Annotated in this window: 24 protein-coding genes and 2 tRNA genes; 15 read left to right on the top strand and 11 right to left on the bottom strand. The window is 68.4% G+C overall.

All coding sequences use genetic code 11. From position 1 onward, the window contains the following. Positions 1–65: 65 nt before the first annotated feature. The 5 genes from rmuC to pncB form a co-directional block, all read right to left on the bottom strand. Positions 66–1541, bottom strand: a complete 1476-nt coding sequence (gene rmuC, locus KU887_RS05540; RefSeq protein ID WP_006486198.1) for a DNA recombination protein RmuC — start codon at positions 1539–1541, stop codon at positions 66–68. Next, positions 1538–2527: a D-glycerate dehydrogenase gene (locus tag KU887_RS05535; protein ID WP_006486189.1), complete on the bottom strand. Its 990-nt coding sequence runs from the start codon at positions 2525–2527 to the stop codon at positions 1538–1540. Before KU887_RS05535 ends, rmuC begins: the two co-directional genes overlap by 4 nt. A gap of 81 nt (positions 2528–2608) precedes the next feature. Beyond that, the gene (locus tag KU887_RS05530; protein ID WP_006486191.1) at positions 2609–4039 is read right to left on the bottom strand and encodes a sodium:proton antiporter; all 1431 of its coding nucleotides are present in this window, start codon (positions 4037–4039) and stop codon (positions 2609–2611) included. 43 nt (positions 4040–4082) lie between these two features. Beyond that, positions 4083–4745, bottom strand: a complete 663-nt coding sequence (locus tag KU887_RS05525; RefSeq protein ID WP_006486205.1) for a lactate utilization protein C — start codon at positions 4743–4745, stop codon at positions 4083–4085. Positions 4746–4832: 87 nt separating this feature from the next. Continuing rightward, the gene (gene pncB, locus KU887_RS05520) at positions 4833–6032 is read right to left on the bottom strand and encodes a nicotinate phosphoribosyltransferase (protein ID WP_006486197.1); all 1200 of its coding nucleotides are present in this window, start codon (positions 6030–6032) and stop codon (positions 4833–4835) included. A gap of 290 nt (positions 6033–6322) precedes the next feature. On the opposite strand from pncB, the gene fdxA reads away from it, so the two are divergent. The 8 genes from fdxA to KU887_RS05480 all read left to right on the top strand — a co-directional run bounded on the left by fdxA (position 6323) and on the right by KU887_RS05480 (position 10684). After that, a complete protein-coding gene (fdxA, locus tag KU887_RS05515; RefSeq protein WP_006496521.1) occupies positions 6323–6646 on the top strand; it encodes a ferredoxin FdxA in 324 nt (107 codons plus the stop codon). 102 nt (positions 6647–6748) lie between these two features. Then, a tRNA-Asn gene (locus KU887_RS05510) sits at positions 6749–6824 on the top strand. Positions 6825–6896: 72 nt separating this feature from the next. Further along, positions 6897–6972 (top strand) — tRNA-Asn (locus KU887_RS05505). Positions 6973–7099: 127 nt separating this feature from the next. Further along, entirely contained in the window at positions 7100–7585 is a 486-nt protein-coding gene (locus KU887_RS05500; protein WP_006486196.1) for a CreA family protein, read from the top strand. Positions 7586–7605: 20 nt separating this feature from the next. Further along, positions 7606–8511, top strand: a complete 906-nt coding sequence (locus KU887_RS05495; protein ID WP_258254999.1) for an AraC family transcriptional regulator — start codon at positions 7606–7608, stop codon at positions 8509–8511. Between the two features lie 127 nt (positions 8512–8638). Continuing rightward, complete coding sequence (locus tag KU887_RS05490) at positions 8639–9406, top strand: AzlC family ABC transporter permease (RefSeq protein ID WP_006496522.1); 768 nt, start codon at positions 8639–8641, stop codon at positions 9404–9406. Then, positions 9403–9741: an AzlD domain-containing protein gene (locus KU887_RS05485; protein ID WP_006486204.1), complete on the top strand. Its 339-nt coding sequence runs from the start codon at positions 9403–9405 to the stop codon at positions 9739–9741. Before KU887_RS05490 ends, KU887_RS05485 begins: the two co-directional genes overlap by 4 nt. Before the next feature lie 160 nt (positions 9742–9901). After that, the gene (locus tag KU887_RS05480; RefSeq protein ID WP_006493266.1) at positions 9902–10684 is read left to right on the top strand and encodes a DUF4088 family protein; all 783 of its coding nucleotides are present in this window, start codon (positions 9902–9904) and stop codon (positions 10682–10684) included. A 135-nt stretch (positions 10685–10819) separates the two neighbouring features. On the opposite strand, the gene KU887_RS05475 is transcribed toward KU887_RS05480, so the two are convergent. Next, positions 10820–11221, bottom strand: coding sequence for a hypothetical protein (locus KU887_RS05475; protein WP_006486212.1), 402 nt, complete (start codon positions 11219–11221; stop codon positions 10820–10822). Between the two features lie 264 nt (positions 11222–11485). Between KU887_RS05475 and KU887_RS05470 the strand changes: the two genes are divergently transcribed. The 3 genes from KU887_RS05470 to fumC all read left to right on the top strand — a co-directional run bounded on the left by KU887_RS05470 (position 11486) and on the right by fumC (position 14819). Beyond that, entirely contained in the window at positions 11486–11704 is a 219-nt protein-coding gene (locus tag KU887_RS05470; protein WP_006486208.1) for an RNA-binding S4 domain-containing protein, read from the top strand. A gap of 137 nt (positions 11705–11841) precedes the next feature. Further along, positions 11842–13230: a multidrug efflux MATE transporter NorM gene (gene norM, locus KU887_RS05465; protein WP_006496523.1), complete on the top strand. Its 1389-nt coding sequence runs from the start codon at positions 11842–11844 to the stop codon at positions 13228–13230. Positions 13231–13424: 194 nt separating this feature from the next. Beyond that, entirely contained in the window at positions 13425–14819 is a 1395-nt protein-coding gene (gene fumC, locus KU887_RS05460) for a class II fumarate hydratase (RefSeq protein WP_006486188.1), read from the top strand. A 46-nt stretch (positions 14820–14865) separates the two neighbouring features. Here fumC and KU887_RS05455 read toward each other — a convergent pair whose 3' ends face one another. Next, a complete protein-coding gene (locus KU887_RS05455; RefSeq protein WP_006493265.1) occupies positions 14866–15378 on the bottom strand; it encodes an acyl-CoA thioesterase in 513 nt (170 codons plus the stop codon). A 129-nt stretch (positions 15379–15507) separates the two neighbouring features. Then, positions 15508–15648, bottom strand: coding sequence for a hypothetical protein (locus tag KU887_RS05450; RefSeq protein ID WP_258254998.1), 141 nt, complete (start codon positions 15646–15648; stop codon positions 15508–15510). Positions 15649–15834: 186 nt separating this feature from the next. Between KU887_RS05450 and KU887_RS05445 the strand changes: the two genes are divergently transcribed. Next, entirely contained in the window at positions 15835–16542 is a 708-nt protein-coding gene (locus KU887_RS05445; RefSeq protein ID WP_048985197.1) for a helix-turn-helix transcriptional regulator, read from the top strand. A 150-nt stretch (positions 16543–16692) separates the two neighbouring features. Continuing rightward, positions 16693–19263, top strand: a complete 2571-nt coding sequence (locus KU887_RS05440; protein WP_258254997.1) for a DUF6600 domain-containing protein — start codon at positions 16693–16695, stop codon at positions 19261–19263. Positions 19264–19362: 99 nt separating this feature from the next. On the opposite strand, the gene KU887_RS05435 is transcribed toward KU887_RS05440, so the two are convergent. Both KU887_RS05435 and KU887_RS05430 read right to left on the bottom strand, forming a co-directional pair. Continuing rightward, positions 19363–20334 carry a thymidylate synthase gene (locus KU887_RS05435; protein WP_006486933.1) on the bottom strand — a complete coding sequence of 324 codons (972 nt, stop codon included), beginning with the start codon at positions 20332–20334 and terminating at the stop codon, positions 19363–19365. Positions 20335–20375: 41 nt separating this feature from the next. Continuing rightward, complete coding sequence (locus KU887_RS05430) at positions 20376–21773, bottom strand: sigma-54 dependent transcriptional regulator (RefSeq protein WP_006486860.1); 1398 nt, start codon at positions 21771–21773, stop codon at positions 20376–20378. A gap of 503 nt (positions 21774–22276) precedes the next feature. On the opposite strand from KU887_RS05430, the gene KU887_RS05425 reads away from it, so the two are divergent. After that, entirely contained in the window at positions 22277–22603 is a 327-nt protein-coding gene (locus KU887_RS05425; protein ID WP_006486864.1) for a hypothetical protein, read from the top strand. Between the two features lie 290 nt (positions 22604–22893). Then, on the top strand, positions 22894–23394 hold the full coding sequence (locus KU887_RS05420) for a dihydrofolate reductase (RefSeq protein ID WP_006493548.1): 501 nt from the start codon (positions 22894–22896) through the stop codon (positions 23392–23394). Between the two features lie 86 nt (positions 23395–23480). Here KU887_RS05420 and pmbA read toward each other — a convergent pair whose 3' ends face one another. Continuing rightward, on the bottom strand, positions 23481–24851 hold the full coding sequence (pmbA, locus tag KU887_RS05415; protein ID WP_048984630.1) for a metalloprotease PmbA: 1371 nt from the start codon (positions 24849–24851) through the stop codon (positions 23481–23483). Positions 24852–24912 lie beyond the last annotated feature (61 nt).

Genomic DNA, 24912 nt, shown 5'->3' with positions numbered 1-24912 from the left:
CAACTTTTGGGGTGCAGTTCACGCGGCGCCCGTTTTTTCTGTCCGGCGGCTGCCGGCAACGCGTGTCATGCATCGTCCGCATCGGCGCCTTCGGCCCCTTCCGCGCCGAGCAGCCCGGCCGCCGTATCGCCCGGCAACGCCTCGACCTGCTTGAGCTTGCGGTTCATCACGCGCGTGCGCTGCTCGGCCGCCTCGATCGAACGCGTGACCGTTTCGAGCTGCGACTTCGTGCGCGCGAGCACGTCGCCGAACTTGCCGAACTCGGTCTTGACCGCGCCGAGCACCTGCCACACCTCGCTCGAGCGCTGCTCGATCGCGAGCGTGCGGAACCCCATCTGCAGGCTGTTCAGCAGCGCGGTGAGCGTGGTCGGCCCGGCGACCGTCACGCGATAGTCGCGTTGCAGCAGGTCGGTCAGCCCCGGCCGACGCAGGATCTCCGCATAGAGCCCCTCGGTCGGCAGGAACAGCAGCGCGAAATCGGTCGTGTGCGGCGGCGCGACGTACTTCTCGGCGATCGTGCGCGCTTCCATCCGCACCCGCGCCTCGAGCGCACGCGCCGCCTCCTCGACCGCCACCGCATCGGCGCGCTCCTGCGCGTCGATCAACCGCTCGTAGTCTTCGCGCGGAAATTTCGCGTCGATCGGCAGCCACACCGGCGGCGCGTCGCGCGTGCCGGCATCGCGGCCCGGCAGCCGGATCGCGAATTCGACGCGCTCGGTACTCTTCGGCACCGTCGCGACGTTCTTCGCGTACTGCTCGGGTGTGAGCATCTGTTCGAGCAGCGCTTCGAGCTGCACCTCGCCCCAGGTGCCGCGCGTCTTCACGTTGGTCAGCACCTTCTTCAGGTCGCCGACGCCGGCCGCGAGGGTCTGCATCTCGCCGAGCCCGCGATGCACCTGCTCGAGCCGGTCCGACACGAGCTTGAACGATTCGCCGAGCCGCTGCTCGAGCGTCGCGTGCAGTTTCTCGTCGACGGTGCGGCGCATCTCCTCGAGCTTCGCCGCGTTGTTCGTCTCGATTTCCTTCAGCCGCTGTTCGAGCGTCGCACGCACTTCACCGATCCGGCGATCGTTCGCCTCGGTCAGTTGCGTGAGCTGCCGGTGCAACGTGTCGCCGAACAGCCGCAGCGCGCCCGTCTGCTCCTCGCGCGCCTGCTGGGCCTGGCGCTGCACGCTCTCGCGCATCGCGTCGAACTGCTGCGCGTTGCCGGCGACGAGCTTGCCGAGCTGCTGCGCGAACCCCTCGATCTGGTTGTTCTGCACGGTCGCCACGCTCGTCAGTTGCGCGGCGAGCGTCTGCTGCAACTGCGCGAAGCTGCCGGCCAGCTCGGTACGCGAGCCGCGCGCATTTTCGACGATCTCGCCGCGCAGTTCGCGCTCGAGCCGCTCGACCGCGCGTGCCTGCGCATGCGCGGCGTCCTCGATCTGGTCGCCGAGCACGGCCGCATCGTCGTGGCGGCCGCCGCGCACGAGCGCGACGATCGCCACCGCGAGCGCGACAGCGAGCACGACGACCGCCGCAAGCAACAACGTCATCGTCATGCGCGCGGCTTCCCGATCACGTCAGGGTTGATCGGATTCGGCGGCCGCCCCGCCCGCGGCCCCTCGCCCAGCGCGGCGATCAGGTTGTCGGCGGCGAGATCCGCCATCGCGCGGCGGGTCTTTTCGGTGGCGCTTGCGATATGCGGCGTCAGCACGACGTTCGGCACCTCGAGCAGCGCCGGATGCACGCTCGGCTCGCCCTCGTACACGTCGAGGCCGGCCGCGGCGATCGTCCCGTCGCGCAGTGCAACGGCCAGCGCCGCATCGTCGACGATCCCGCCGCGCGCGATGTTGGTCAGCGTCGCCGTCGGCTTCATCTTCGCGAGCTCGGCCGCGCCGATCGTGTGATGGTTCTCTTTCGTGTACGGCAGCACGAGCACGACATGATCGGCGCGCGCGAGCAGCGCATCCTTCGACACGTATTCGGCATTCAGCTCGGCTTCGATCTCGGGCGCGACCCGCGACCGGTTGTGGTAGATCACCTGCATCCCGAAGCCGCGCGCGCGGCGCGCGAGCGCCTGGCCGATGCGACCCATCCCGATCACGCCGAGCGTCGAGCCATGGATGTCGGCGCCGAGAAAGCCGTCGTACGCCCACTTCTGCCAGTGGCCGGCGCGCAGCCAGTGTTCGGATTCGGCGATCCGGCGCGCCGCGGCCATCATCAGCGCCCAGCCGAAATCGGCGGTCGATTCGTTCAGCACGTCGGGCGTATTGGTGCCGAGCACGTTCGCCGCGTTGAATGCGGCCATGTCGAAGTTGTTGTAGCCGACCGCCATGTTCGCCACGACGCGCAGACGCGGCGCCGCCGCGAGCGTGGCCGCGCCGACCGGGTCGCCGGCCGTCAGCGCGCCGTCCTTGTCGGCCAGACGCGCGGCGAGCGCGTCGGGCGCGAGCGCGTCGCCGTCGTTCCAGTCGACTTCGAAATACTGCTTGAGCCGTTCGATCACGTCCGGAAAGATCGGACGCGCGACCAGGATCTTCTGCATCGCCATCTCCGCATGCCGCGGACGGATGGCGGCGCACCATGCGCCGCCGGGACCGCCCGCTCGGGGTTGAAAGTCGTCAGCTTACGCCGTGAAGAAAAGCCACGACGTCAGCAGGAATACCGGTATCAGCACGACGAGCGCCCAGCCGAGGTACGCGAAGAAGCTCGGCATCTTCACGCCGCGCGATTCGGCGATCGCCTTCACCATGAAGTTCGGCGCGTTGCCGATGTAGCTGTTCGCGCCCATGAACACCGCGCCCGCGGAAATCGCGGCGAGTGTCGACGCGCCGGTCGTCATCAGCGTCTGCGCATCGCCGCCCGCGAGGTTGAAGAACACGAGATAGGTCGGCGCGTTGTCGAGGAACGACGACAGGATGCCGGTCGCCCAGAAGTACATCGCGTCGATCGGCTTGCCGTCGGGCCCCGTGACGAGATGGACGATCTGCGCGAACGCGCCATCCGCGCCGGCGCGCAGGATCACGATCACCGGCGCGATCGTCACGAAGATGCCCGCGAACAGCTTCGCGACTTCCTCGATCGGCGCCCAGTTGAACGCGTTGCCCTCGCGCGCGGAACGCGGCGTCAGCGCGAGCGACACGAGCGTCACGACCACGAGCGCGACGTCGCGCACGAGATTCTGCAGCGCGACGTGCGTGCCCCACACGTCGAACGAGATGCCCGGCTTCCACACGCCGCTCATCAGCACGAGCGCGATCACGGCCGCCAGCAGCACGAAGTTGACCTTGCCGTCGATCGACAGCGCCGCACCGTCGGGCGTCGGATCGAGCGCGGCCGGCCGCTCCTCGCCGCCCTTCCGGTAGAAGTACGTATCGAGCGCGAAGAACAGCGTCAGCAGCACCACGCAGATGAACAGCATCGGCAGCGCGAGATGCGTGGTCGTCCAGAAGAAGCTCACGCCGTTCAGGAAGCCGAGGAACAGCGGCGGATCGCCGAGCGGCGACAGCGAGCCGCCCGCGTTCGCGACGAGGAAGATGAAGAAGATCACGACGTGCACGACATGCTTGCGGTTGTCGTTGGCGCGCAGGAGCGGCCGGATCAGCAGCATCGCGGCGCCCGTCGTGCCCATCACGCTCGCGAGCAGCGTACCGAGCGCGAGGATCGCGGTATTCAGTTTCGGCGACCCATGCAGGTTGCCGTTCACGCAGATGCCGCCCGCGACCGTATAGAGCGCGGTGAGCAGCACGATGAACGGAATGTATTCCTCGAGCAGCGCATGCACGAGCGTGCCGAACGCGGTGCCGATGCCGAACGCGACCGCGAACGGCGCGAGGAACACGATCGCCCAGCCGGCGGCGATCTTGCCGAAGTGGTGATGCCAGAACACGGGGGCGACGAGCGGGAACAGCGCGATGGACAGCAGGATCCCGGCGAACGGGATGCCCCAGAGCGCGGACAGCGTGGCACCGTCGAGCGTGGCGGCCGATGCAAGCGCGGGAGCGGCGCCAAGCGCGATTCCCGACGCCATGCCCGCCCAGGCGGCATGTCGTTTCATGCAGAACTTCCTTGTTCGAGTAGGGGTGAATGCAGCGGGCGCGTCATGCGCCCCGTACGACGATCGCGTGCACGCGGTACGGGCCGTGTGCGCCCAGGATGATCGTTTGTTCGATGTCGCCCGTGCGCGACGGGCCGGACACGAAATTGACCGCGCGCGGCAGCTCGCCGCGCTCCGCGCGAATCAGCGCGAACGCGTCTTCATGACCGGCGACGATGCGCGATGCCGGCACGATCGCGATGTGGGTTTCCGGCAGCAGGCCGGCCGATGCGTAAGTGTCGGGGCCGGACAGCAATACCAGCGACCCCGTTTCGGCGGTCGCGCAAAAGCAGCCGGTCAGACCGACCAGATCGCCGTCGCGCGGCTTGCGGCACTCGACCGACAGGCCGGCGCCGGCCCAGTCGAGATCGGCGAGCGTGCGCCAAGCGATGGCCTGCGTCGGCAGGCCGTGAGCGGCAAGATAGCGGGCGGCGGCGGCAGGCACGTCGGCCAGCGTCGCGACTTCGTCGACCGTGGTCGACAGGCGCGCCGCTTCGTCGACGAAAGCGGCGACGAGGTCGGCCGGCGCCGGCGGGCGCGGCCCCTCCGGATGACGGGCGAGATAGTCGGCGACGCCGTCGCGCTCCGCTGCATCGGGTTCGGCCGCGCGCCCCTGCGCCGCGCGAATGCGCGCGAGGATCTGGCGACGGGCAGCGGAAGTGTCCATGAACGGTCCTCGTGACGGTGGCGGGCAATACGTCGGATTATACCGACCGCCCCTGCCGCGACGCACCTTCGGCCGAACGGCCGGCGCCTACTTCGACGCGTCTTCCTCGACCGGCTGCGCGATGCCGAACACCTGCCGCAGGTACGCGAGATACGCCTTGTCGTCGCACATGCTCTTGCCCGGCGAATCGGACAGCTTCGCGACCGGCTGCCCGTTGCAGCGAACCATCTTGATCACGATCTGCAGCGGCACGTAGCCGAGATCGTTGGTGAGGTTGGTGCCGACGCCGAACGCGAGCTTGCAGCGGCCGCGGAACCGTTCGTACAGCTGCATGACCTTCGGAATGTCGAGCGCGTCCGAGAACACCAGCACCTTGGTGCGCGGGTCGCACCGGTTCGCTTCGTAATGGCGCAGCATCCGCTCGCCCCACTCGAACGGATCGCCCGAATCGTGGCGCGCGCCGTCGAACAGCTTGCAGAAGTACATGTCGAAGTCGTTCAGGAACGCGTCCATGCCGTAGACGTCCGACAGCGCGATCCCGAGGTCGCCGCGATATTCCTTCGCCCACATCTCGAAGCCGTAGATCTGCGAATCGCGCAGCCGCGGGCCGAGCGCCTGGCACGCCTGCAGATACTCGTGCGCCATCGTGCCGAGCGGCGTGATGTCGTGCTTCATCGCGTACAGCACGTTGCTCGTGCCCGCGAACTGCGGGCCGAGCCCGTCGCGCAGCGTGAGCGCGACTTCCTCGTGCCAGACCTTCGAGAAGCGCCGGCGCGTGCCGTAATCGGCGATCTTGCAGTCGGCGAACTCAGGCTTCGCGCCGAGCAGCTTGATCTTCTCGCGCAGCCGTTCGCGGCCTTCGCGATAGTCGGGCTCGCGCTGCGTGTTGCGGAAATAGACTTCGTTGACGATCGCGAGCACCGGGATCTCGAACAGGATCGTATGCAGCCACGGCCCCTCGATCACGATGTCGATCTCGCCGTTGCCCTTCGGCGACGGCGTGACCGAGATGTACTTCTCGTTCAGGTGGAACAGCGCGAGGAAATCGACGAAGTCGCTCTTGATGAAGCGCATCCGCCGCAGGTAATCGAGTTCGACGTCGGAAAAGCGCAGCGAGCACAGGCCGCGCACCTCGTCGCGAATCTCGTCGATGTACGGCACGAGATCGACGCCGGGCGTACGGCACCGGAAGCGGTATTCGACGTTTGCAGCGGGAAAGTGATGCAGGACGACCTGCATCATCGTGAACTTGTAGAGATCCGTGTCCAGCAGCGAAGTGATGATCATGATGACGGCACCGCCAATATCATGACCGGGCCCCGGCGCACCGCGCGCCGCCCGGTCTGTCGGTCATGTTACCCGAATGCGGGCCGGACCATCGTGAAACCGCCCTCGCCGCCGGGCCGCGTCGCGCCGCCGCCGGGTGCGCGGGTATCCGCGTTGCGCATGCCATAAACTAATCACGAAACGATATAAGCCGGATAGCCGACCACGTCATGCGGGTTTTGCGCTTCAGTTACAATGCCGCTTTTGGCGCAAACGCCACCCCATATATACCGCCAAGCAGGAGCGTTTTAATGACTCACGTTGTGACCGAAGGCTGCATCAAGTGCAAATACACGGATTGCGTGGATGTGTGCCCGGTGGATTGCTTCCGTGAAGGTCCCAACTTTCTCGCCATCGATCCGGACGAGTGCATCGACTGCGCCGTGTGCGTCGCCGAATGCCCGACCAATGCGATCTATGCCGAAGAAGACGTTCCGACCGACCAGCAGCAGTTCACCGAGCTGAATGCCGAGCTGGCGAAGAATTGGCCGTCGATCACGAAGACCAAGCCGGCGCCGGCCGACGCGGACGAGTGGAAGGACGTGCAGGAGAAGCTGCACCTGCTCGAGCGCTGATCGCGCGGCGGCCGCAAAAAATTTCATGCGGCGCGGCTCCAAGGTGTTGACAGGTTAGCGAACACTCCATACAATCTCGTTTCTCTGCTGTTGCTTGTTTGTTCCCCGATAGCTCAGTCGGTAGAGCGCCGGACTGTTAATCCGTAGGTCCCTGGTTCGAGCCCAGGTCGGGGAGCCAAAAACGCAAAGGCCCGTTGAAAGTGGACGGGTTTTTTGTTGGAACACACAACACGCAGATGTACCGATTTATTCCCCGATAGCTCAGTCGGTAGAGCGCCGGACTGTTAATCCGTAGGTCCCTGGTTCGAGCCCAGGTCGGGGAGCCAAACAGCGAAAGGCCCGTCATTCGACGGGCCTTTTGTTTTTCCGGCCGCCGTTCCCTCTTCCCGCTTTTCGTGGTCCGGTCATGCGCATGCTAGAGTTTCTGTCCCGCATTCGCATCCGGTTCCGTCGATGAAGCATCGCCTCTTCCGTTTCGCCCCCGTCGCCCTCCTGTTCTCCGCCGTCGCCGCCGCACCGTTCGCGCACGCGGAGGAAGTCGGCAGCGTCAACACCCATTTCCGCGTCACGGGCTCCGATCGCGTGGTCGTCGAGGCCTATGACGATCCGGTCGTGAATGGCGTGACCTGCTACGTGTCGCGCGCCCGCACCGGCGGGATCAAGGGCACGCTCGGCGTCGCCGAGGATCCGAGCGAAGCGTCGATCGCGTGCCGGCAGGTCGGCCCGATCAGCTTCAAGGAACCGCTCAAGCAGCAGACCGACGTGTTCAGCGAACGCATGTCGTTCATCTTCAAGACGCTGCACGTCGTGCGCGTGATCGACAAGAAGCGCAACACGATCGTCTACCTGACCTACAGCGACCGTATCGTCAGCGGCAGCCCGAAGAACGCCGTGACCGCGGTGCCGATGCCCGCCGGCACGACGATTCCGGTCAAGTAAGCCCGCTCCCGCGCCCGATCATGTCCGCCGCCCGCCTCCCCGATTCCGCACGCTACTGGCGCACGCCGCTCGTGCCGGACGCGGATCTGCTCACGGCCACCTATCGCGATCACGCGTTCGCGCCCCACTGGCACGACGCGTACACGATCCCCGTGATTCTCGAAGGCGCGGAACGCTTCACCTATCGCGGCACCGGCTACGTCGCCGAAACGGGCACCGTGCCCGTGATCAATCCCGGCGAAGTGCATACGGGCTCGCGTGCCGCCGACGAGGGCTGGTGCTATCGCGTCAGCTACATGCCGGTCGAATTCATCCGCGAACTCGCCAGCGCGATCGCGGGCCGTCCGCAGGATGCGCCATGGTTTGCCCCCGACGTGATCCGCGACGCCGATCTCGCGGCCCGGCTCACGCTCGCGCACCGGATGCTGGAAGCCGGCAGCGAGCGCGCGCTGTCGTCGCAGGCCGATGCGGCCGGACAGCCGGCCGGCGATCCGGCCACCGACGCGCCGCGCCTCTACGATCCGCTCGCCGCCGAAACCGCGATGCTCGACGCGCTGTCGACGCTGATCGTGCGCCACGCCGACGTACGGCCGCGACCCGCGCCGCTCGCGGCCGACGAGCCACGCGTCGACGCGATGCGCGAGCGGCTCGCCGCCGACCTGATGTCCACGGTGACGCTCGACGAGGTCGCGCAGGCGGCCGGCCTGTCGCCGTTTCACGCGGCGCGCCTGTTCACGCGTACGACCGGCATGCCGCCGCATGCGTGGCGCAACCAGTTGCGGCTGCAGCGTGCGCTGGCGCCGCTGCGCGCGGGCGTGCCGGTCGCCGATGTCGCGGCGGCCAGCGGCTTCGTCGACCAGAGCCACTTCACGCGGCATTTCAAACGGATGTTCGGCGTGCCGCCCGGGCGCTGGCAGGCAAGCTGACGCGCGGCTTCCCGCCGTCGTCGGCCGCACGGCCGCCCGCGCCGGCCGGCACGCGGGCGCCGGCCCCGTTCCGGCGGGCGCAAGAACATACAAGCCGGCCCGCCACCGGCCCGCTATCCTCCCGCTCATGGAGGAGCGCTTCTTGAACAAGACACCCGCATCGCCCCCGCGCCGCCCGCTCAACGAATGGCTCGACGGCGCGCGCGACACGATTCCGATGATGATCGGCGCCGCACCGTTCGGCGTGATTTTCGGCACGCTCGTCGGCGGCGGCCCGCTCGCCGCCTGGCACGGCGCGCTGATGTCGCTCGCCGTGTTCGCGGGCTCCGCGCAGTTCATCGCGCTCGGCCTGATCGCCGGTAGCGCGAGTTTCGTCGTCGTGCTCGCCACGACACTGATCGTGAACCTGCGCCACCTGCTGTACAGCGCGACCCTCGCGCCCTATGTCGCGCACCTGCCGCTGCGCTGGCGCGCGACGCTCGGCGCGTTGATGACCGACGAGGTGTTCGCGGTCGCGTACGGGCACTACCGGCACTACCCGCCCGGCACGATCGGCCCCCACTACTTTTTCGGCTCCGGGCTCGCGATGTACCTGAACTGGCAGGTCTGGACGCTCGCGGGCATCGGCTTCGGCGCGGCATTCCCGGGCCTGCAGTCGCTCGGCCTCGATTTCGCGATGGCGGCGACCTTCATCGCGATCGTCGTCCCGCAGCTCGGCACGCTGCGCTATTTCGCGGCGGCCGCCACGGCCGGCACGCTCGCGTACTTCTGGCAGGGCTGGCCGTACAAGCTCGGGCTGCTCGGCGCGGTCGCCGTCGGCGTCGCGATCGGCGTCCTGCTCACGCTGCTGCACGATCGCACGCGCGCCGGCTCGCGCTCGGAGGCCGCATCGTGAGCTACGCGCTGTTGATCCTCGGCATGGCCGTCATCACGTATGCGATCCGCTCGACGTTGTTCCTGTTCGGCGAGCGGCTGACGTTCCCGCCGCTCGTGCGAACCGCGCTCGGCTTCGTGCCGGTCACCGTGCTGACCGCGATCATCGTGCCGATGACCGTTTCGCCGCACGGCGGCACGGCCGAGCTGACCTGGCGCAATCCGCAACTCGTCGGCGCGCTCGCCGCCGTGCTGGTATCGGCCACGACCCGCCGCCCGCTCGTGACGATCGCCGCCGGACTCGTGGTGTTCTTCCTGTGGCAAGGGGTCGTCCTCCCGCACTGGCTGCCCGCCTGAGCGCTCGCTCGATCGCGCCCGCTCAAGTTTCCGCCCGGTGCGCCGATATAGGAGATGAAGACCCGCCACCGGCCTCGGCGCGCACCGGTCAGTCGACGCTGCGCCCGCCCCGGTGCGCCGTGCCGGCGCCGGCCTGCGCGGGCCGCCATCGAGACGATTCATGGGCCAGATCACCCTTTCCCTCAAGGACGACACGCTCGAGTCCCTGCGCAAGGACTACGATGCGTTCGTTCGCGTGTCGCTGAAACTCGACCCGCAATTCGCGACGCCGTCGTTCGAGGATTTCCTGCGCGCCAAGCTGCTCGACAACATGGTGCCGCTGACCGAGCACGCCGTGCAGCGGATGCTGCAGGGCGGCCAGTACGCATGGGCGAAGCGCACGCTCGACAAGGAATTCCCGGACGTCGTCGCGATCCTGATGCGGCAGGCCGGCGAATTCGGCTTCGGCTTCGCGTCGCGCTCCGAGTGGACGCCCGACGAACTCGCGAAGGCCTGCCGCGACTGGGCGAAGGCGATCGTCGCCGAAGCGCAGGGCGACGCGTCGCTGATCGATCCGCTCGCGTCGCAGATCAAGGGCGCGGCGCAGGACATCCAGACGCTCGAGGAATCGATGCAGACGCCGGCGTGGCGGCTCGCGGAATCGCTGCGGCAACGGATCTACGAAGCCAAGCTCGCGTGCGAGATGAGCGTCGGCAGCACCGCGCGCGACAAGCTCGGCGAACTGCGCGGGCTGCTGCGGCTCGGGCTCGCGCACGGCTCGTTCCAGAAGCAGGAAGCCCAGCAGATCATGGAATACCTGCGGCTGCTGAAGCCGGAGATCTTCGTCGAGGAACCGTACGACGTCTTCGCGCGGCTCGCCGCGTGGCTGCGCAGCGTGTTCACACCGGCCGCCGTGCGGCCGGCCCAGGGGCAGGGACAAGGGCAAGGCCCGCGCCGGCCGTGACGGCTCGCCCGTCCCGCTGAACCTTTTACCTCATGAAAAAGGCCCGGCTCGCGTCAAGCGAACCGGGCCGCCGGACGATCGCCGGTCGCGACGCACCGCCCGAAGGCGAGCGTCGCGACAAGCGCCGGGCATCGCTTACTGCGTGGCGCCCTGGGCCGATGCCCCGCCCTGCGCGCCGACCGATGCGCCGCCCTCGGTCGCCTCGTCGGCCTTCGCCTTGGCCGAACCGGCATGGCTCTTGGCCGACTTCGCCGCATGCTTCGTGTGCTTCTTGGTCGAATGGACGGCCGACGACGTCGTATCCTTCGCGCCATCGGCTGCCGCGCCGACCGCATCGGTCGCAGCACCCGTCGCATTGCCCGACGCGTTCGCGCCGGCCCCGCCCTGCGCGCCTGCACCGACACCGGCCGCCGGCGTCTGCGCCTGCACGCCGGCACCGGCTGCGCCTTGCGCCGTCGTGCCCGTCTGGGCGAATGCGGCCGAAGTGGCGAACGCCGTCAGCGCGGCACCGATCAGCATCGTACGAATCTTGGACATGGCAATTCTCCTCAAGAAGTTGTCCGCCCGGGCCGCCGTTGCGGTCCGTCGCGTCCCCGCCGCAACACGCAGCAGGTACGACAGAAGACCGGCGGCCCGCGCGGCCGGTTCGCCAATCTCTCAGACTGTTACCCACCGTTTCATTTGCTGACGAATCGCTCACAGTCCTTTACATCCGCCGGCAGCCGGCCGCGCTCGCGTGCCGGCCCGCGGTGCCGTATGATGCGGGGCGTTTCCTCCCGCGCGTCGCGCACCTTCCTCGTCATGCCCAATCTGGACTTCACGCTGACCGGCGAATACGTCGAGCTGCACAACCTTCTCAAGATCACCGGCCTCGCGGACAGCGGCGGCACCGCGAAGCTGATCGTCGCGTCCGGCGCCGTGAAAGTCGACGGCGCGGTCGAGCTGCGCAAGACCTGCAAGATCCGCGCGGGCCAGGTCGTGCTGCTCGGCGACACGCGCATCGCGGTGCGCGAGGCCTAGCCCCCGCCGCGTTCCCCCTGCCTGCGACATGGCCATCGATGCACGCGTTCGACACGGTACGAATAAAGCCGTAAGCTAACCGTCTCTCAAAATAAATACATATAGCGCGGGCCCGCACCCGCGCGAGCGCCCATTCCATGTCGCATTCCGGTTTCACGCGGACGGCCGCCGCGCCGCCGTCCCTGTCCAGTCATGCCGCCGATACCGCGCGCCTCGCCGCGCCGCTCGCGATCGCGCAACTTTCCCAGATGGCGATGAGCGTCACCGACACGGTGCTGCTCGGCTCGCTCGGCCCCGATTCGCTCGCGGCGGGCGGGCTCGGCGCGAACTTCTTCTTCGTGATCGTGACGATCCTGCAAGGGGTGCTGTCGTCGGTCAGCGTGAGCGTCGCGCATGCGCGCGGCGCGCAGGCCGAGGACCGCGTGCCGCACATCTACTGGACGGGCTTCGCGCTGTCCGTGCTGCTCGCGATTCCGGCGATCGTCGCGCTGTCGCTCGCCGAGCCGATCCTGCTGATGTTCCACGAGCCGCCGCTGCTCGCGCATCACGTCGGCGAATACACGGGCATCCTGCGCTACGCGGCGCTCGGCAGCCTGATCGGCGTCGGGCTGATGCGCGCGTTCCTGCCGGCGATCGGCGCCGCGCGGCGGCTCTTGTGGGTGTCGATCGGCGGCGTCGGCGTCAACGGCGTGCTGAACTACGGGCTGATCCACGGCGCATTCGGGTTGCCGCGCCTCGGTTTTCTCGGTTCGGCCGTCGCGACGACGATCACGATCTGGCTCACCGCGCTCGCGCTGATCTGGCTGCTGCACGGCCGGCAGCGCTTCCGCCATTTCGTGACCGCGGCGCGCCCGAAGCTGCCCGTGATGGGAGAGCTGATCGGCATCGGCTGGCCGGTCGCGATCACGTACGGGGTCGAATCGACGCTGTTCCTCGCCACCGGCCTCACGGTCGGCGTGCTGGGCGCGACGTCGCTCGCCGCGCACCAGATCGCGCTGAACGTCGCGTCGGTATCGTTCATGGTGCCGCTCGCGATCGGCCAGGCGGCCAACGTGCGCGTCGGCTACTGGGTCGGCGCGGGCTCGCCCGTCGCCGCGCGGCACGCGGGTTTCGTCGCGCTCGCGCTCGGCGTCGGCTTCATGTCGCTGTCGGGCCTCGTGATGATCGTCGCGCCGCACACGATCGTCGGCCTGTACCTGCACCTCGACGACCCGGCCAACGCGGCCACGGTGTCGCTCGCCGCGTCACTGCTCGGCATCGCCGCGGTGTTCCAGATCGTCGACGGGATGCAGACCGTCGCGTCGGGTGCGCTGCGCGGCCTGAAGGACACGCGCATCCCGATGCTCGCCGCGACCTTCGGCTACTGGGGCATCGGCTTCCCGACCGGCTACTGGTTCGCGTTCCACGCGGGCCTGGGGGCGCGCGGCCTGTGGTGGGGGCTCGCGGCCGGGCTCGCGAGCGTCGCCGCGCTGATGGCCTGGCGCTTTCACCGCAAGACCCTCTCGCTCATCGCGACGGCGCGCTAGGGCCGGTTCCCGCTCGTCGCGGGCTTGCGCCTGCCCCAGGCGCGACACGACGCAAAATCGCGGCCGGCGCTATGCTTGTCGGTTGAACACCTCGAGACGCCGCGCCAGCGGCGCGACTGCCTCACGATACGTCTGATTACGCCTGACGCCGCGCGACGACGCGCGGCCTTTCCCCTTTCCAGGAGGAGTGCATCATGAATGAAGCAGTTCGGATGGAGCGCGACACGTTCGGCGAGATCGCCGTGCCGGCCGATCGGCTCTGGGGCGCGCAGACCGAGCGCTCGCTGCAGAATTTCCGGATCTCGACGGAGAAGCAGTCGCCCGAGCTGATCCACGCGCTCGCGATCGTCAAGCGCGCCGCGGCAGCCGTCAACCAGTCGCTCGGCGTACTCGCCGACGACAAGGCGCACGCGATCATCGCAGCCGCCGACGAGATCATCGCCGGCAAGCATCCGCGCGAATTCCCGCTCGCAGTGTGGCAGACGGGCTCCGGCACGCAGACCAACATGAACCTCAACGAGGTGATCGCGAACCGTGCGAGCGAACTGATGGGCGGCGAGCGCGGCGAAGCGCGCAAGGTGCATCCGAACGACGACGTGAACCGCGGCCAGTCGTCGAACGACGTGTTCCCGACCGCGATGCACGTGGCGGCCGCGTATGCGATCGTCAATCACCTGCTGCCGGCGCTGCGCACGCTGCGCGCGACGCTCGACGCGAAGTCGAAGGCGTTCGCCGACATCGTGAAGATCGGCCGCACGCACCTGCAGGACGCCACGCCGCTCACGCTCGGCCAGGAATTCTCCGGCTATGTCGCGCAGCTCGACCAGGGCATCCGTCACGTCGAATCGGCGCTGCCGCATCTGTACGAGCTCGCGCTCGGCGGCACCGCGGTCGGCACGGGGCTGAACGCGCACCCGGAATTCGCGGTGCGCGTGGCCGACGAGATCGGCCGGCTCACGAAGCTGCCGTTCGTGACGGCGCCGAGCAAGTTCGAGGTGATGGCGGCCGCCGATGCGCTGGTCTTCGCGCACGGCGCGCTGAAGACGGTCGCGGCCAGCCTGATGAAGATCGCGAACGACGTGCGCTGGCTCGCGAGCGGGCCGCGCTGCGGGCTCGGCGAGCTGTCGATTCCGGAAAACGAGCCGGGCAGCTCGATCATGCCGGGCAAGGTGAACCCGACGCAGTCGGAAGCGGTGACGATGCTGTGCTGCCAGGTGTTCGGCAACGATGTCGCGGTCAACGTCGGCGGCGCGAGCGGCAACTTCGAGCTGAACGTGTTCCGGCCGATGATCGCGCACAACGTGCTGCAATCGGTGCGCCTGCTCGCCGACGGCGCGCAGAGCTTCAACGATCACTGCGCGGTGGGCATCGAGCCGAACCGCTCGCGGATCGACCTGTTGCTGAACGAATCACTGATGCTCGTGACGGCGCTCAATCCGCACATCGGCTACGACAAGTCCGCGCAGATCGCGAAGAAGGCGCACAAGGAAGGCACGACACTGAAGGCGGCCGCGCTCGCGCTCGGCTACCTGACCGAGGCGGAATTCGATGCCTGGGTGCGCCCCGAGCAGATGATCGGGACGCGGTAACGGCAGGACGGCGGGCGCGGCGCGACGAGCGCGGCGCCCACGGCACTCAGACGGTGCCCTTCGCGACTTCTTCCGGCTTCATCTCGACGATCTTGTCGAGCGCGGCCCGCACGTCGGCCGCATATTTCGCGAGCACGCGCTGCTCGTCGGTTTCGGGCACGAACGGCGGCACCGGCACCGGGTTGCCGTTCTCGTCGACCGCGACGAACACGACGAGGCAATCGGTCGTCTGGCGCAGCACGCCGCCCTTCGGATCGCCGGCGTGCACCGACACGTGGATGTGCATGCTGGTACGCCCCGTCGCGACGACGCGCGCCTTCAGCTCGACCAGATTGCCGACCAGGATCGGACGCTGGAAACGGATGTTGCCGACGCTGACCGTCACGCAATAGCGGCTCGACCAGACGGCCGCGCACGCATACGCGACCTCGTCGATCCACTTCATCAGCGCGCCGCCATGCACCTTGCCGCCGAAGTTCACGGACGAAGGCTCGGCGAGGAAGCGGAATACGGTTTCGGTGCGGTCGAGGGCGGCCGGCACGGGGGACGGTTGGGACATTGTTCTGGCTCCAGGCGACAGGGGCGCTGTGATCGGCCATTATACGTTGCACTGCGGCAACGCGTCGCGGCAAGCCCCGCGTGGCGGGGCTGCGGCGGTCATGCCGACGCGCGCGGGGAGCGCCGCCGGTCAGCGGCGCACCGTGATGCCCAGGTCGATCGTCCCGTACATCTCGATACTGCCGCCGCGCTCGCCGGTCGCGCCCGCGCCGCCCTGCGCACACGCCGCGCATACGAGCGCGGCGGTCAACACACAGAAAATCGTCTTCATCGTTGCATCGCGTCACATGCGGCGGCCCGCTGCCGCCGCGTCCGGCCATTCTACGCGTGCCCTGCAACCGGCCGCAGCCCGTCCCCGCAGGGGCGTCGCGGCCGCATCCGACATTTCATCCGGAAGCGAAACATCGAATGCGCGCACCGACTACACTGCCTTCATCCCGCTCGACGAGGTACGACGATGACCGATCAAGACGACCACCATTTTCCGGGCCTGAGCCGCATCGGCGCACTGATCGCCGATCCCGGCCGCGCCGCGATGCTGTGGGTGCTGATGGACGGCAGCGCGCGGCCGGCCGGCGAACTGACGATGATCGCGGGACTGTCGCCGTCCGCGGCCAGCGCGCACCTCGCCCGCCTGACCGAGGGCGGCCTGCTGGCGCTCGACGTGCGCGGCCGGCATCGCTACTACCGCATCGCGTCGGCCGACATCGCGGCCTCGCTCGAAGCGCTGGCGAACGTCGCCCGCGCGGCCGCGCCGCACCGTCCGGTTCCGCCGCCGTCGCGCGCGGTCCCGGCCGAACTGCGCTACGCCCGCACCTGCTACGACCACATGGCAGGCGAGCTCGCGGTGCGCATCTTCGACGGCCTCACCGCGCGCGGCTGGCTGCTCGCGAACGGCGACGCGATCGAGACCACCGAGCTCGGCACGCAGGCGCTCGGGCGATGGGGCATCGACGTCGCGCAACAGCGCGCGCGCCGGCGCCGCTTCGCGTGCGGTTGCCTCGACTGGAGCGAGCGGCGCTCGCATCTCGGCGGCGCGCTCGGCGCGGCGCTGCTCGAAAGCTTCTGCGCACACGGCTGGATCGAGCGCGCTGCCCGGCCGCGCGTGCTGCGCGTCACGGCGCCCGGCCGGCAGGTTTTCGATGCGTGGCTTACGTCCGCTTGACGCCGGCATTGCAGCCACACGACAACGGCGCGCGATGGACAGGTTTTGTTACATCGCATGCCATTCGACTTACAAAACACCGTGCCTTGAAACAGGCCAAGCGGATATTGTGAACTCGACGGCACGAATCGACGCGCCGCGATCACGACAATGACGCTCACCATGGCCACCCTGTTCACGCTCAAGCGCACCGCCCGCTACACGCTGCTCGCGTTCGTCGCGCTTGCGGCGCTGCCGCCCGCCTTCGCGCAATCGGCCGATGCGCCGCCGAATATGGCCGCGGCACGGCAACCGGGCGGCGATCCGCCCGGCCGCGTCGCGCGGCTCAATTACCTGTCGGGCGCCGTGACGACCGAACCGGCCGGCACCGATGCGTGGTCGTATGCGGCGGTGAACCGGCCGCTGACGACCGGCGACCAGCTCTGGAACGATGCCGGCGCGCGCTCGGAACTGCACATCGGCTCGACCGCGGTGCGGCTCGGCGAGTCGACGAGCCTGGCGGTGCTGAATCTCGACGACACGACGACGCAGTTGAAAGTGGGCCTCGGCACCGTGTCGACGCACGTGCGCGATTTGCCGGCCGGCGGATCGTATGAAATCGACACGCCGAACCTCGCGCTCGGCATCACGGGCCCCGGCGACTATCGCGTCGATGTGGCGCCGAACGGCGCGAGCACGACGGTGACGGTGCGCAGCGGCAGCGCGACGGCCTACGGCAGCAACGGGCAGTACCCGCTGTCGCCCGGGCAGCAGGTCGTGTTCACCGGCACCGACCTGCAGGTCGCGCAACAATCGGCCGCACCGGGCCCCGATGCGCTCGACCAGTGGGCGGCCAGCCGCGACGCGGCCGAAGCGCGCTCGGTGTCGGCCCGCTACGTGTCCCGCGACATCCCCGGCTACCAGGATCTCGATGCGAACGGCACGTGGCGCGAAACGCCGAACTACGGCGCGGTCTGGGTGCCGAACGACACGCCGGCCGACTGGGCGCCGTATCACGACGGCCACTGGATCTGGCAGGCGCCGTGGGGCTGGACCTGGGTCGACGACGCGCCGTGGGGCTTCGCGCCGTATCACTACGGCCGCTGGGCGTACGTGGACGACAGCTGGGCCTGGGTGCCCGGCCCGATGGTCGTCAGCCAGCCGCCCGTCTATGCGCCGGCGCTCGTCGCCTTCGTGGGCGGCGGCGGTGGCGGCGGTTCCGACTGGAATGTGGCGCTGACGGTCGGCGGCGTCGCCGCGGCCGGCTGCGCATGGTTCGCGCTCGGCCCGGGCGAGCCGTGGCATCCGGGCTGGGGCGGCTGGAGTCCGCACTACTACGAGCGCGTCAACCGCAACATCGTGGTGAACAACGTCAACGTGAACAAGACCGTGAACGTGACGAACATCACCAATATCACCAACATCAACAAGACGTACGTGAACTTCCGCGCGCCGCACGCGATCACGGCCGTACCGGCCTCCGCGTTCGTGCACGGCCAGCCGGTCGCGCACTTCTCGCAGCACGTCGATCCGCAGCAATGGCGCAACGCGCATGTCACGCCGGGCACGCCCGGCATCGCGCCCGTGCGCCAGAGCTTCACCGGCGGGTTGCGCAATGCCAGCTACCGTCCGCCGGCGGCGATCGCGCAGCACCCGTACGTCGCGACCCGCAATCCGGCCGTGCCGGCCGCATATCGCGACCAGGCCGCCGCCCACCTCGCGCAGCAAGGCGGGCGCGTACCGGGCGCCGGCGCACCGGTCGTGAAGACCAACGTGCCGGCCGACTATACGGCTCGTCCGGTCCGCGTGCCGGGCAAGCCGGGCGGCGGCGCCTGGGCGATGCACAACGTGCAGCTCGTGAATCCGCACGGCCCCGTCGTGCAGCCGGCCCGCGCGCCGCGCGAAGGCCAGCCGGCCGGCGTGCAGGCCGGACGGCCGGAGGCGCCGACTCCGGGCATGCCGAATATCGCACGGCCTGCAAACGGCGAAATCCCGAACGCATCGCGTTTCGCCAATGGCGGCACGCCGCAGGCATCCGGCAACCCGATCCCGCATCAGGCATTCGCGACCGGCAACGGCGTCCCGCATCCGCCGGAAGCGAACAACGCTCGGTCGGGCATCGGTCAGGCGCGGGCAGCCGACGCGCCGTCATCGCCCACGTGGATGCAGCCGCACACGCCGATGGAACGTCAGCGCCCTGCTCCGCCCACCGCGCTGCACGCGGCCGGCCAGAACGCGCTGCCGCCCGTGCGCAGCGCCGCGGTGCCGCACCCGGACGGCGTGCCGGCCCCGCAGGGCATCCAGCCCGGCGGCCGCAACGAAGCGCCGCGCGCGCTGCCGCAACCGCAGCCCGACCATACCGCGCAGATTCCGCAGCCGCGTCCGCGCCCCGATTTCCCGACGCCGGCCCGGCATGCGCAGCCGCAGCCGCAACCGGAACGGGCCGCCCCCGCGCCGCAGCCGCGCCCGGACTTCGCTCAACCGGCGCCCCATCGCGAAGTCGCGCCGCCGCGCGTGAACGAGTACCGTCCGCCGGCGCCCGCCGTGCACGACGTGCCGCGTCCGCAGCCGCAGGCGCCGCGGATGGAGCCGCGCCCGCAACCGGCGCCCCGCATGGAGCCGCGCCCGGCGATGCCCGCTCCGCGGATGGAACCGCGGCCGCAGCCGGCGCCGCACGTCGAGGCGCCGCGCCCGAGCAACCCGCCGCCGCAAGGCGGCCACGAGGAGCGGCATCGCCAGTAAGTGCAGCAAACCTGAAACAAAAAGGCTCGACCGGTATCAGCCGGTCGAGCCTTTTTGCAGGGTGCGGATCGATGGACCCGCGCGGCCCCGGCCGCGCGATCAGACCGCCATCGGCGCGGTCAGCGGCTCATGGTGCCGATAGCCGACGAGCGAGAAATCGGACGGCTCGACCTGCTCCAGCCATTCCGGCGCATAGACGCCCGTCTTCGCGTAGTCGGGCACGCGCTCGGCAATTTCCAGCCGCGGGCTTTCGTACGGCTCGCGGGTGAGTTGCTGCTGCAGCATGTCGAGCTGGTTCTCGTAGATGTGGGCGTCGCCGATGAAATACGTGAACCAGCGCGGCGTGTAGCCCGTCAGCCGGCCGACGAGCGACAGCAGCGCGGCCCCTTCCGTCAGGTTGAACGGCGTGCCGAGGCCGACGTCGTTGCTGCGGATGTACAGGCACAGCGAGATCTCTCGCTTCGTCGCGTTCGGCAGGAACTGGTACAGCAGATGGCACGCGGGCAGCGCGATCTGGTCGAGCACGGCCGGATTCCATGCGTGAAACAGGATGCGGCGATCAGACGGGTTCTCCATGATCGTGTCCAGGCACTGGCGCAACTGATCGATCGCCTTGTACAGCAGCACCTTCGGCGCGCCGTCTTCGTCGAAACGCGTGACGATCCGGAAGCCGCGGCGGGTCGCATCGGCGATCTGCGCGTCCGCGCCGGCATCCAGCACCTTGTAGCCCGGCCACTGGCGCCATTGCACGCCGTAGACGTCGCCGAGATCGTCCACGCCCTGGCGATACGGGTTCGCGAGCCACTGTGCGTTCTCGTTCGCGTTCGCATCCCACACCTTGCAGCCAAGCGCGCGGAAATCGGCCGCGCTGCGCGACGCGCGCAGGAAGCCGACCAGTTCGCCGATCGCGGACTTGAACGCGAGCTTCTTGGTCGTCACGGCCGGGAAGCCTTGCTGCAGGTCGAAGCGCAGCATCGCGCCCGGCATGCTGATGGTGCGGATCCCCGTCCGGTTCTCCTGCCAGCTGCCGGTATCGAGAATGGTACGAACGAGATCGAGATACTGTTTCATGCGGGTTCCTTCGGCCGCGAGGGCGGCCGTACCCGCCAATTTTAACAAGCGTGACGCGGAAGCTCCGGCAACGGCGCCGAAAACCCTCCGAGCGTGTCGCCGCGATCGCGCATCCCGTGTGCGCACATCAGCCGGTAGAGCGTGACGCGCGATACGCCGAGTTCGCGCGCGGCATCCGCGAAACGGCCGCGATGGCGCAGCAGCGCCTGCTCGATCGCCTGCCGTTCGGCCGCCTCGCGCGCCTCCAGCAGCGACACCGGCGCAAGCGCCGCATAGTCGTTCAGTTCGAGATCGGCCGACGTGATCATCCGGCCTTCCGACATCACGATCGCGCGGCGCACGCGGTTGATCAGCTCGCGCACGTTGCCCGGCCACGAATAGCCGTACAGCGACGCGACCGCATCCGGGGAAAAGCCGCGCAGACGGCGATGCGCATCGCCCTTGAAGCGCTCGAGCATGTGGCGCGCGAGCACCTCGATGTCCTTGCCGCGCGCGCGCAGCGGCGGCTCCTCGATCTTCAGCACGCACAACCGATGAAACAGGTCCTCGCGGAAGCGCCCTTCGCGCAGCGCCGCTTCCATGTCCACGTGCGTCGCGCAGATCACGCGCACATCGACCGGCACCGACACGTGCGCGCCGAGCCGCTCGATCTTGCCTTCCTGCAGGAAGCGCAACAGGCTCGCCTGGCTTTCGAGCGGCAGATCGCCAATCTCGTCGAGAAACAGCGTGCCGCCGTTGGCGGCCTCGACGCGACCGATCTTGCGCTGGTTCGCACCGGTGAACGCGCCGCGTTCATAGCCGAACAGTTCGGCCTGCAGCAGCGTCGACGGTATCGCGCCGCAATTGATCGCAATGAACGGCGCCTGCGCACGCGACGAGCGCTCGTGAATCGCGACCGCCGTCAGCTCCTTGCCCGTACCCGATTCGCCGGAGATGAATACCGGTGCGTCGGTCGCCGCGACGCGGCGGATCGTCCTGAAGAGCCCGAGCATCGCATCGCAGGTGCCGACCATCTCGCCTTCGCTGCGTCCGGCGCCGACGGGCGGCGCAACGGGATCGGTCAGGGCGACCATGCCGTGCGCATGACCGACCGTCTCGACGATCCGCGCCGTTTCGTACGGCATCGTCACGTAGTCGAAGCAATAGTCGCGAATGAGGTGGCGCAGCGTCGCGTCCTGCAACTGGCCGCGCCGCGTCGCCGCGATCCAGCCGATGTGCTGGATGCTCAGGCAGGATTCGAGTTCACGCAGATCCGACGGCTTGAAGCCCGGCGAGAAATCGAGCAGGCCGGCGGTTGCGACGCCATGCTGCACGACGCGCCGCACATCGCGCACGGTCTCGGCCAGATCGACGCGCCAGCCGCATTCGTCGAAATGGCCGCGCAACGCGTCGTTCGGTTCGCGCGAATAGTAGATCACGTGCCGCTGATCGGCTCCCATATGCTCACCCCGTTCATCAACCGTCTAACGATTGCCGCACACGTCAAGGTCACGTGCAAAAGGATCGAATCGGGTCAGCCCAAGGTGGCTCGATTCGCCATGCCGATGCGCGGCAACGACACAGCCTCGCATGATGGCGCTTATCTCGCGTCCAGTTATTTTTGATCAAGACTGCTTGGTTATAGGCACCGAATACGACAAAGCCGTTTCAGTGCCGATGGCGATGCGGCCGAATCGCTCAGGAGGTCGATGCAGATCAATCATCTGCACATAGCCCATGCGCAGGGAAGGGTTTCGTCATCAACACACGCGCCGATTTTCATCCTTGAAGCGTATCGATTGAATCAGCAGTATTCCCGAGCCCCCTCGTTTCAGGCCTGAAACATTTTCAGGCGTTTTTGGCCACAATTCGCAACGCTTGAGCAGGAATCGCAATGGCGGCAATGGTCCCGGTACCGTGGCATGTATTTCGCTGAATACGGGAACGACCGGAGACAGTCGCCATGCGAAAACATCTTTTACTTTCTTTCGTGCCGATGACGCTCGTGCTCTCGGCAGCCGGCCCGCCCGCACCGGCATGCGCGGACGAAGGCATGCGGCCGGATCGCGCCATGCTGGTTGCCGAGCCTGTGCCGAGCATGCAGCTCGGCGACGGCTTCAGTATCGTGACCGTGTCGGCGCCGCAACCGCTGCCGGCCGCCCAGGCCTCCGTGACGCTTTGGGACGAGATCCCGCCGCCGCCCCAGTTGCCGATGCCGCTGCCGGCGCCGCAACCGTCGGACATGCGGCACGCGATGGGCGGCAACGCGCGAGGCAGTACGCATCCTTGATGCTCGCGTCGCTTCGATTCGATCAGGATTCCGTATTGAACTGACGATCCGGTCGAACGCGCTGCCCTCGATCGGAACCGGTATCGCCGATCTCGCGGCACAAAACGTTTTTTGTGCTCCGTCCCCCGGCGGGCACTCTTTTTATTCGGACGGTCGCCGCGACGCGGAGCATCACGCGTCGCGGCGCACGGCACGGGAAACGCCGACGTCCCTACCGGCGTGCGGAATCCGGAGCGTGCCGCCGTTCCGGTAAAATCGGCCCATTCCGTTTTCCCTCTTCCCCGACCTTCATGACGACGTTGACCCTGATCGTCGCGCGTGCCCGCAACGGCATCATCGGCCGCGACAACCAGTTGCCCTGGAAACTTCCCGAGGACCTCGCGTTCTTCAAGCGCACGACGATGGGTGCGCCGATCGTGATGGGCCGCAAGACCCACGAGTCAATCGGGCGGCCGCTGCCGGGCCGCCGCAATATCGTCGTCACGCGCGACGCGACGCGCCGTTTCGAAGGCTGCGACACGGTCACGTCGCTGGCCGATGCGCTGGCGCTCGCCGCGCGCGACGGCGCACCCGAGGCATTCCTGATCGGCGGCGCGCAACTCTATGCGGAAGGTCTCACGCTCGCCGACAAGCTGGTCGTCACCGAGATCGATGCGGACTTCGACGGCGACGCATCGTTCCCGGCGCCCGACGCCGCGCACTGGCAGGAAATCTCGCGCGACGCACATCAGGCAGCCGCGCCGAACACGTTCGGCTATGCGTTCGTCGTCTACGCACGCAAGCGCGGCTGACGCCTGCTTCCGCACGATGAAAAAAGCCCGACCGGTTTGCGCCGGTCGGGCTTTTTCGTTTCCAGGCGGCCGGTGCCGCGTGCGGCTTACTGCCCCGCGATCGTCATCTGCTCGATCAGCACCGAGCCGGTTTCCTTCGTCCCGCGCACGATCGAATCCGCACCGATCGCGACGATATGGCGGAACATCTCCTGCAGCGTGCTGGCGACGGTGATTTCCTCGACCGGATACTGGATCACGCCGTTCTCCACCCAGAAGCCCGCCGCGCCGCGCGAATAGTCGCCCGTCACGTAGTTCACGCCCTGCCCCATCAGTTCGGTCAGCAGCAGGCCCGTGCCGAGTTTCTTCAGCATCGCGTCGAAGTCGTCGCCCGCCTGCGTGTTCGAGCTGCGCAGCGCGAGGTTGTGCGAGCCGCCCGCGTTGCCGGTGGTTTGCGTGCCGAGCTTGCGTGCCGAATAGGTCGACAGGAAATAGCCTTCGACGACGCCGTCCTTCACGACGCTGCGCGCACGCGTGCGCACGCCTTCCTCGTCGAACGGTGCGCTGCCCATCGCGCGCGGCACGTGCGGATCCTCGACGACCTGGACGTGCGGCGCGAACACCGGCTTGCCGAGGCTGTCGACGAGGAACGACGTCTTGCGATACAGCGCGCCGCCGCTCACTGCCTGCACGAAGGCGCCGAGCAGGCCGGCCGCGAGCGGCGCCTCGAACAGCACGGGCACCTTGCGCGTGTCGAGACGGCGCGCGCCCATCCGCGCGAGCGCGCGTTCGGCCGCGTAACGGCCCACCGCTTCGGGCGCGGCGAGATCGATCGCGCTGCGCTTCGACGAATACCAGTCGTCGCGCTGCATGTGGCGGCCGCTGCCCGCGATCGGCGCGCACGCGATGTAGTGGCGCGAGTACGGATAGCCGGCGAGGAAGCCGCGCGACGTCGCGAGCACGAATTGCGAATGCTGCGCCGACACGCTCGCGCCTTCCGAATTGCGGATCTGCGGGCTGACCGCGAACGCGGCGTCTTCCGCGCGGCGGGCGAGCTCGACGGCTTCGTCGGCGCTCAGCGCCCACGGGTGGTACAGATCGAGGTCGCGCGGGTCGGTTTCGAGCAGCTCGGCTTCGGCGAGACCGGCCGCTTCGTCCTCGGCCGTGAAGCGCGCGATGTTGTACGCGGCAGCGACGGTGTCCTTGATCGCGGCCGGCGAGAAGTCCGACGTGCTCGCGTTGCCGCGCTTCTTGCCGATGAACACGGTCACGCCGACCATCTTGTCGCGGTTGTGCTCGATCGTTTCGACTTCGCCGCGGCGCACCGACACCGACAGGCCGTCGCCCTCGGAGATTTCGGTCGCGGCGTCCGTCGCGCCGAGCGCCTTCGCATGGCGAAGGATGTCCGATGCGATTTCCTTGAGCTGGTCCTGCGTGTGCGGGAAATAGCGCGCTTGTACGTCGAGATTGGCTGCCATCGTCTTGGTATCCGGTGGCGGGCGGGCGCCCGCATGGTCAAAATGTTGCGTATCCCGCGAT

The organism is Burkholderia sp. EMB26, assembly GCF_024730645.1.
Classification (GTDB): domain Bacteria; phylum Pseudomonadota; class Gammaproteobacteria; order Burkholderiales; family Burkholderiaceae; genus Burkholderia; species Burkholderia cenocepacia.
Note: the sequence above shows the minus strand (reverse complement) of the source record. Positions and strands in the feature narration are given on the sequence as shown.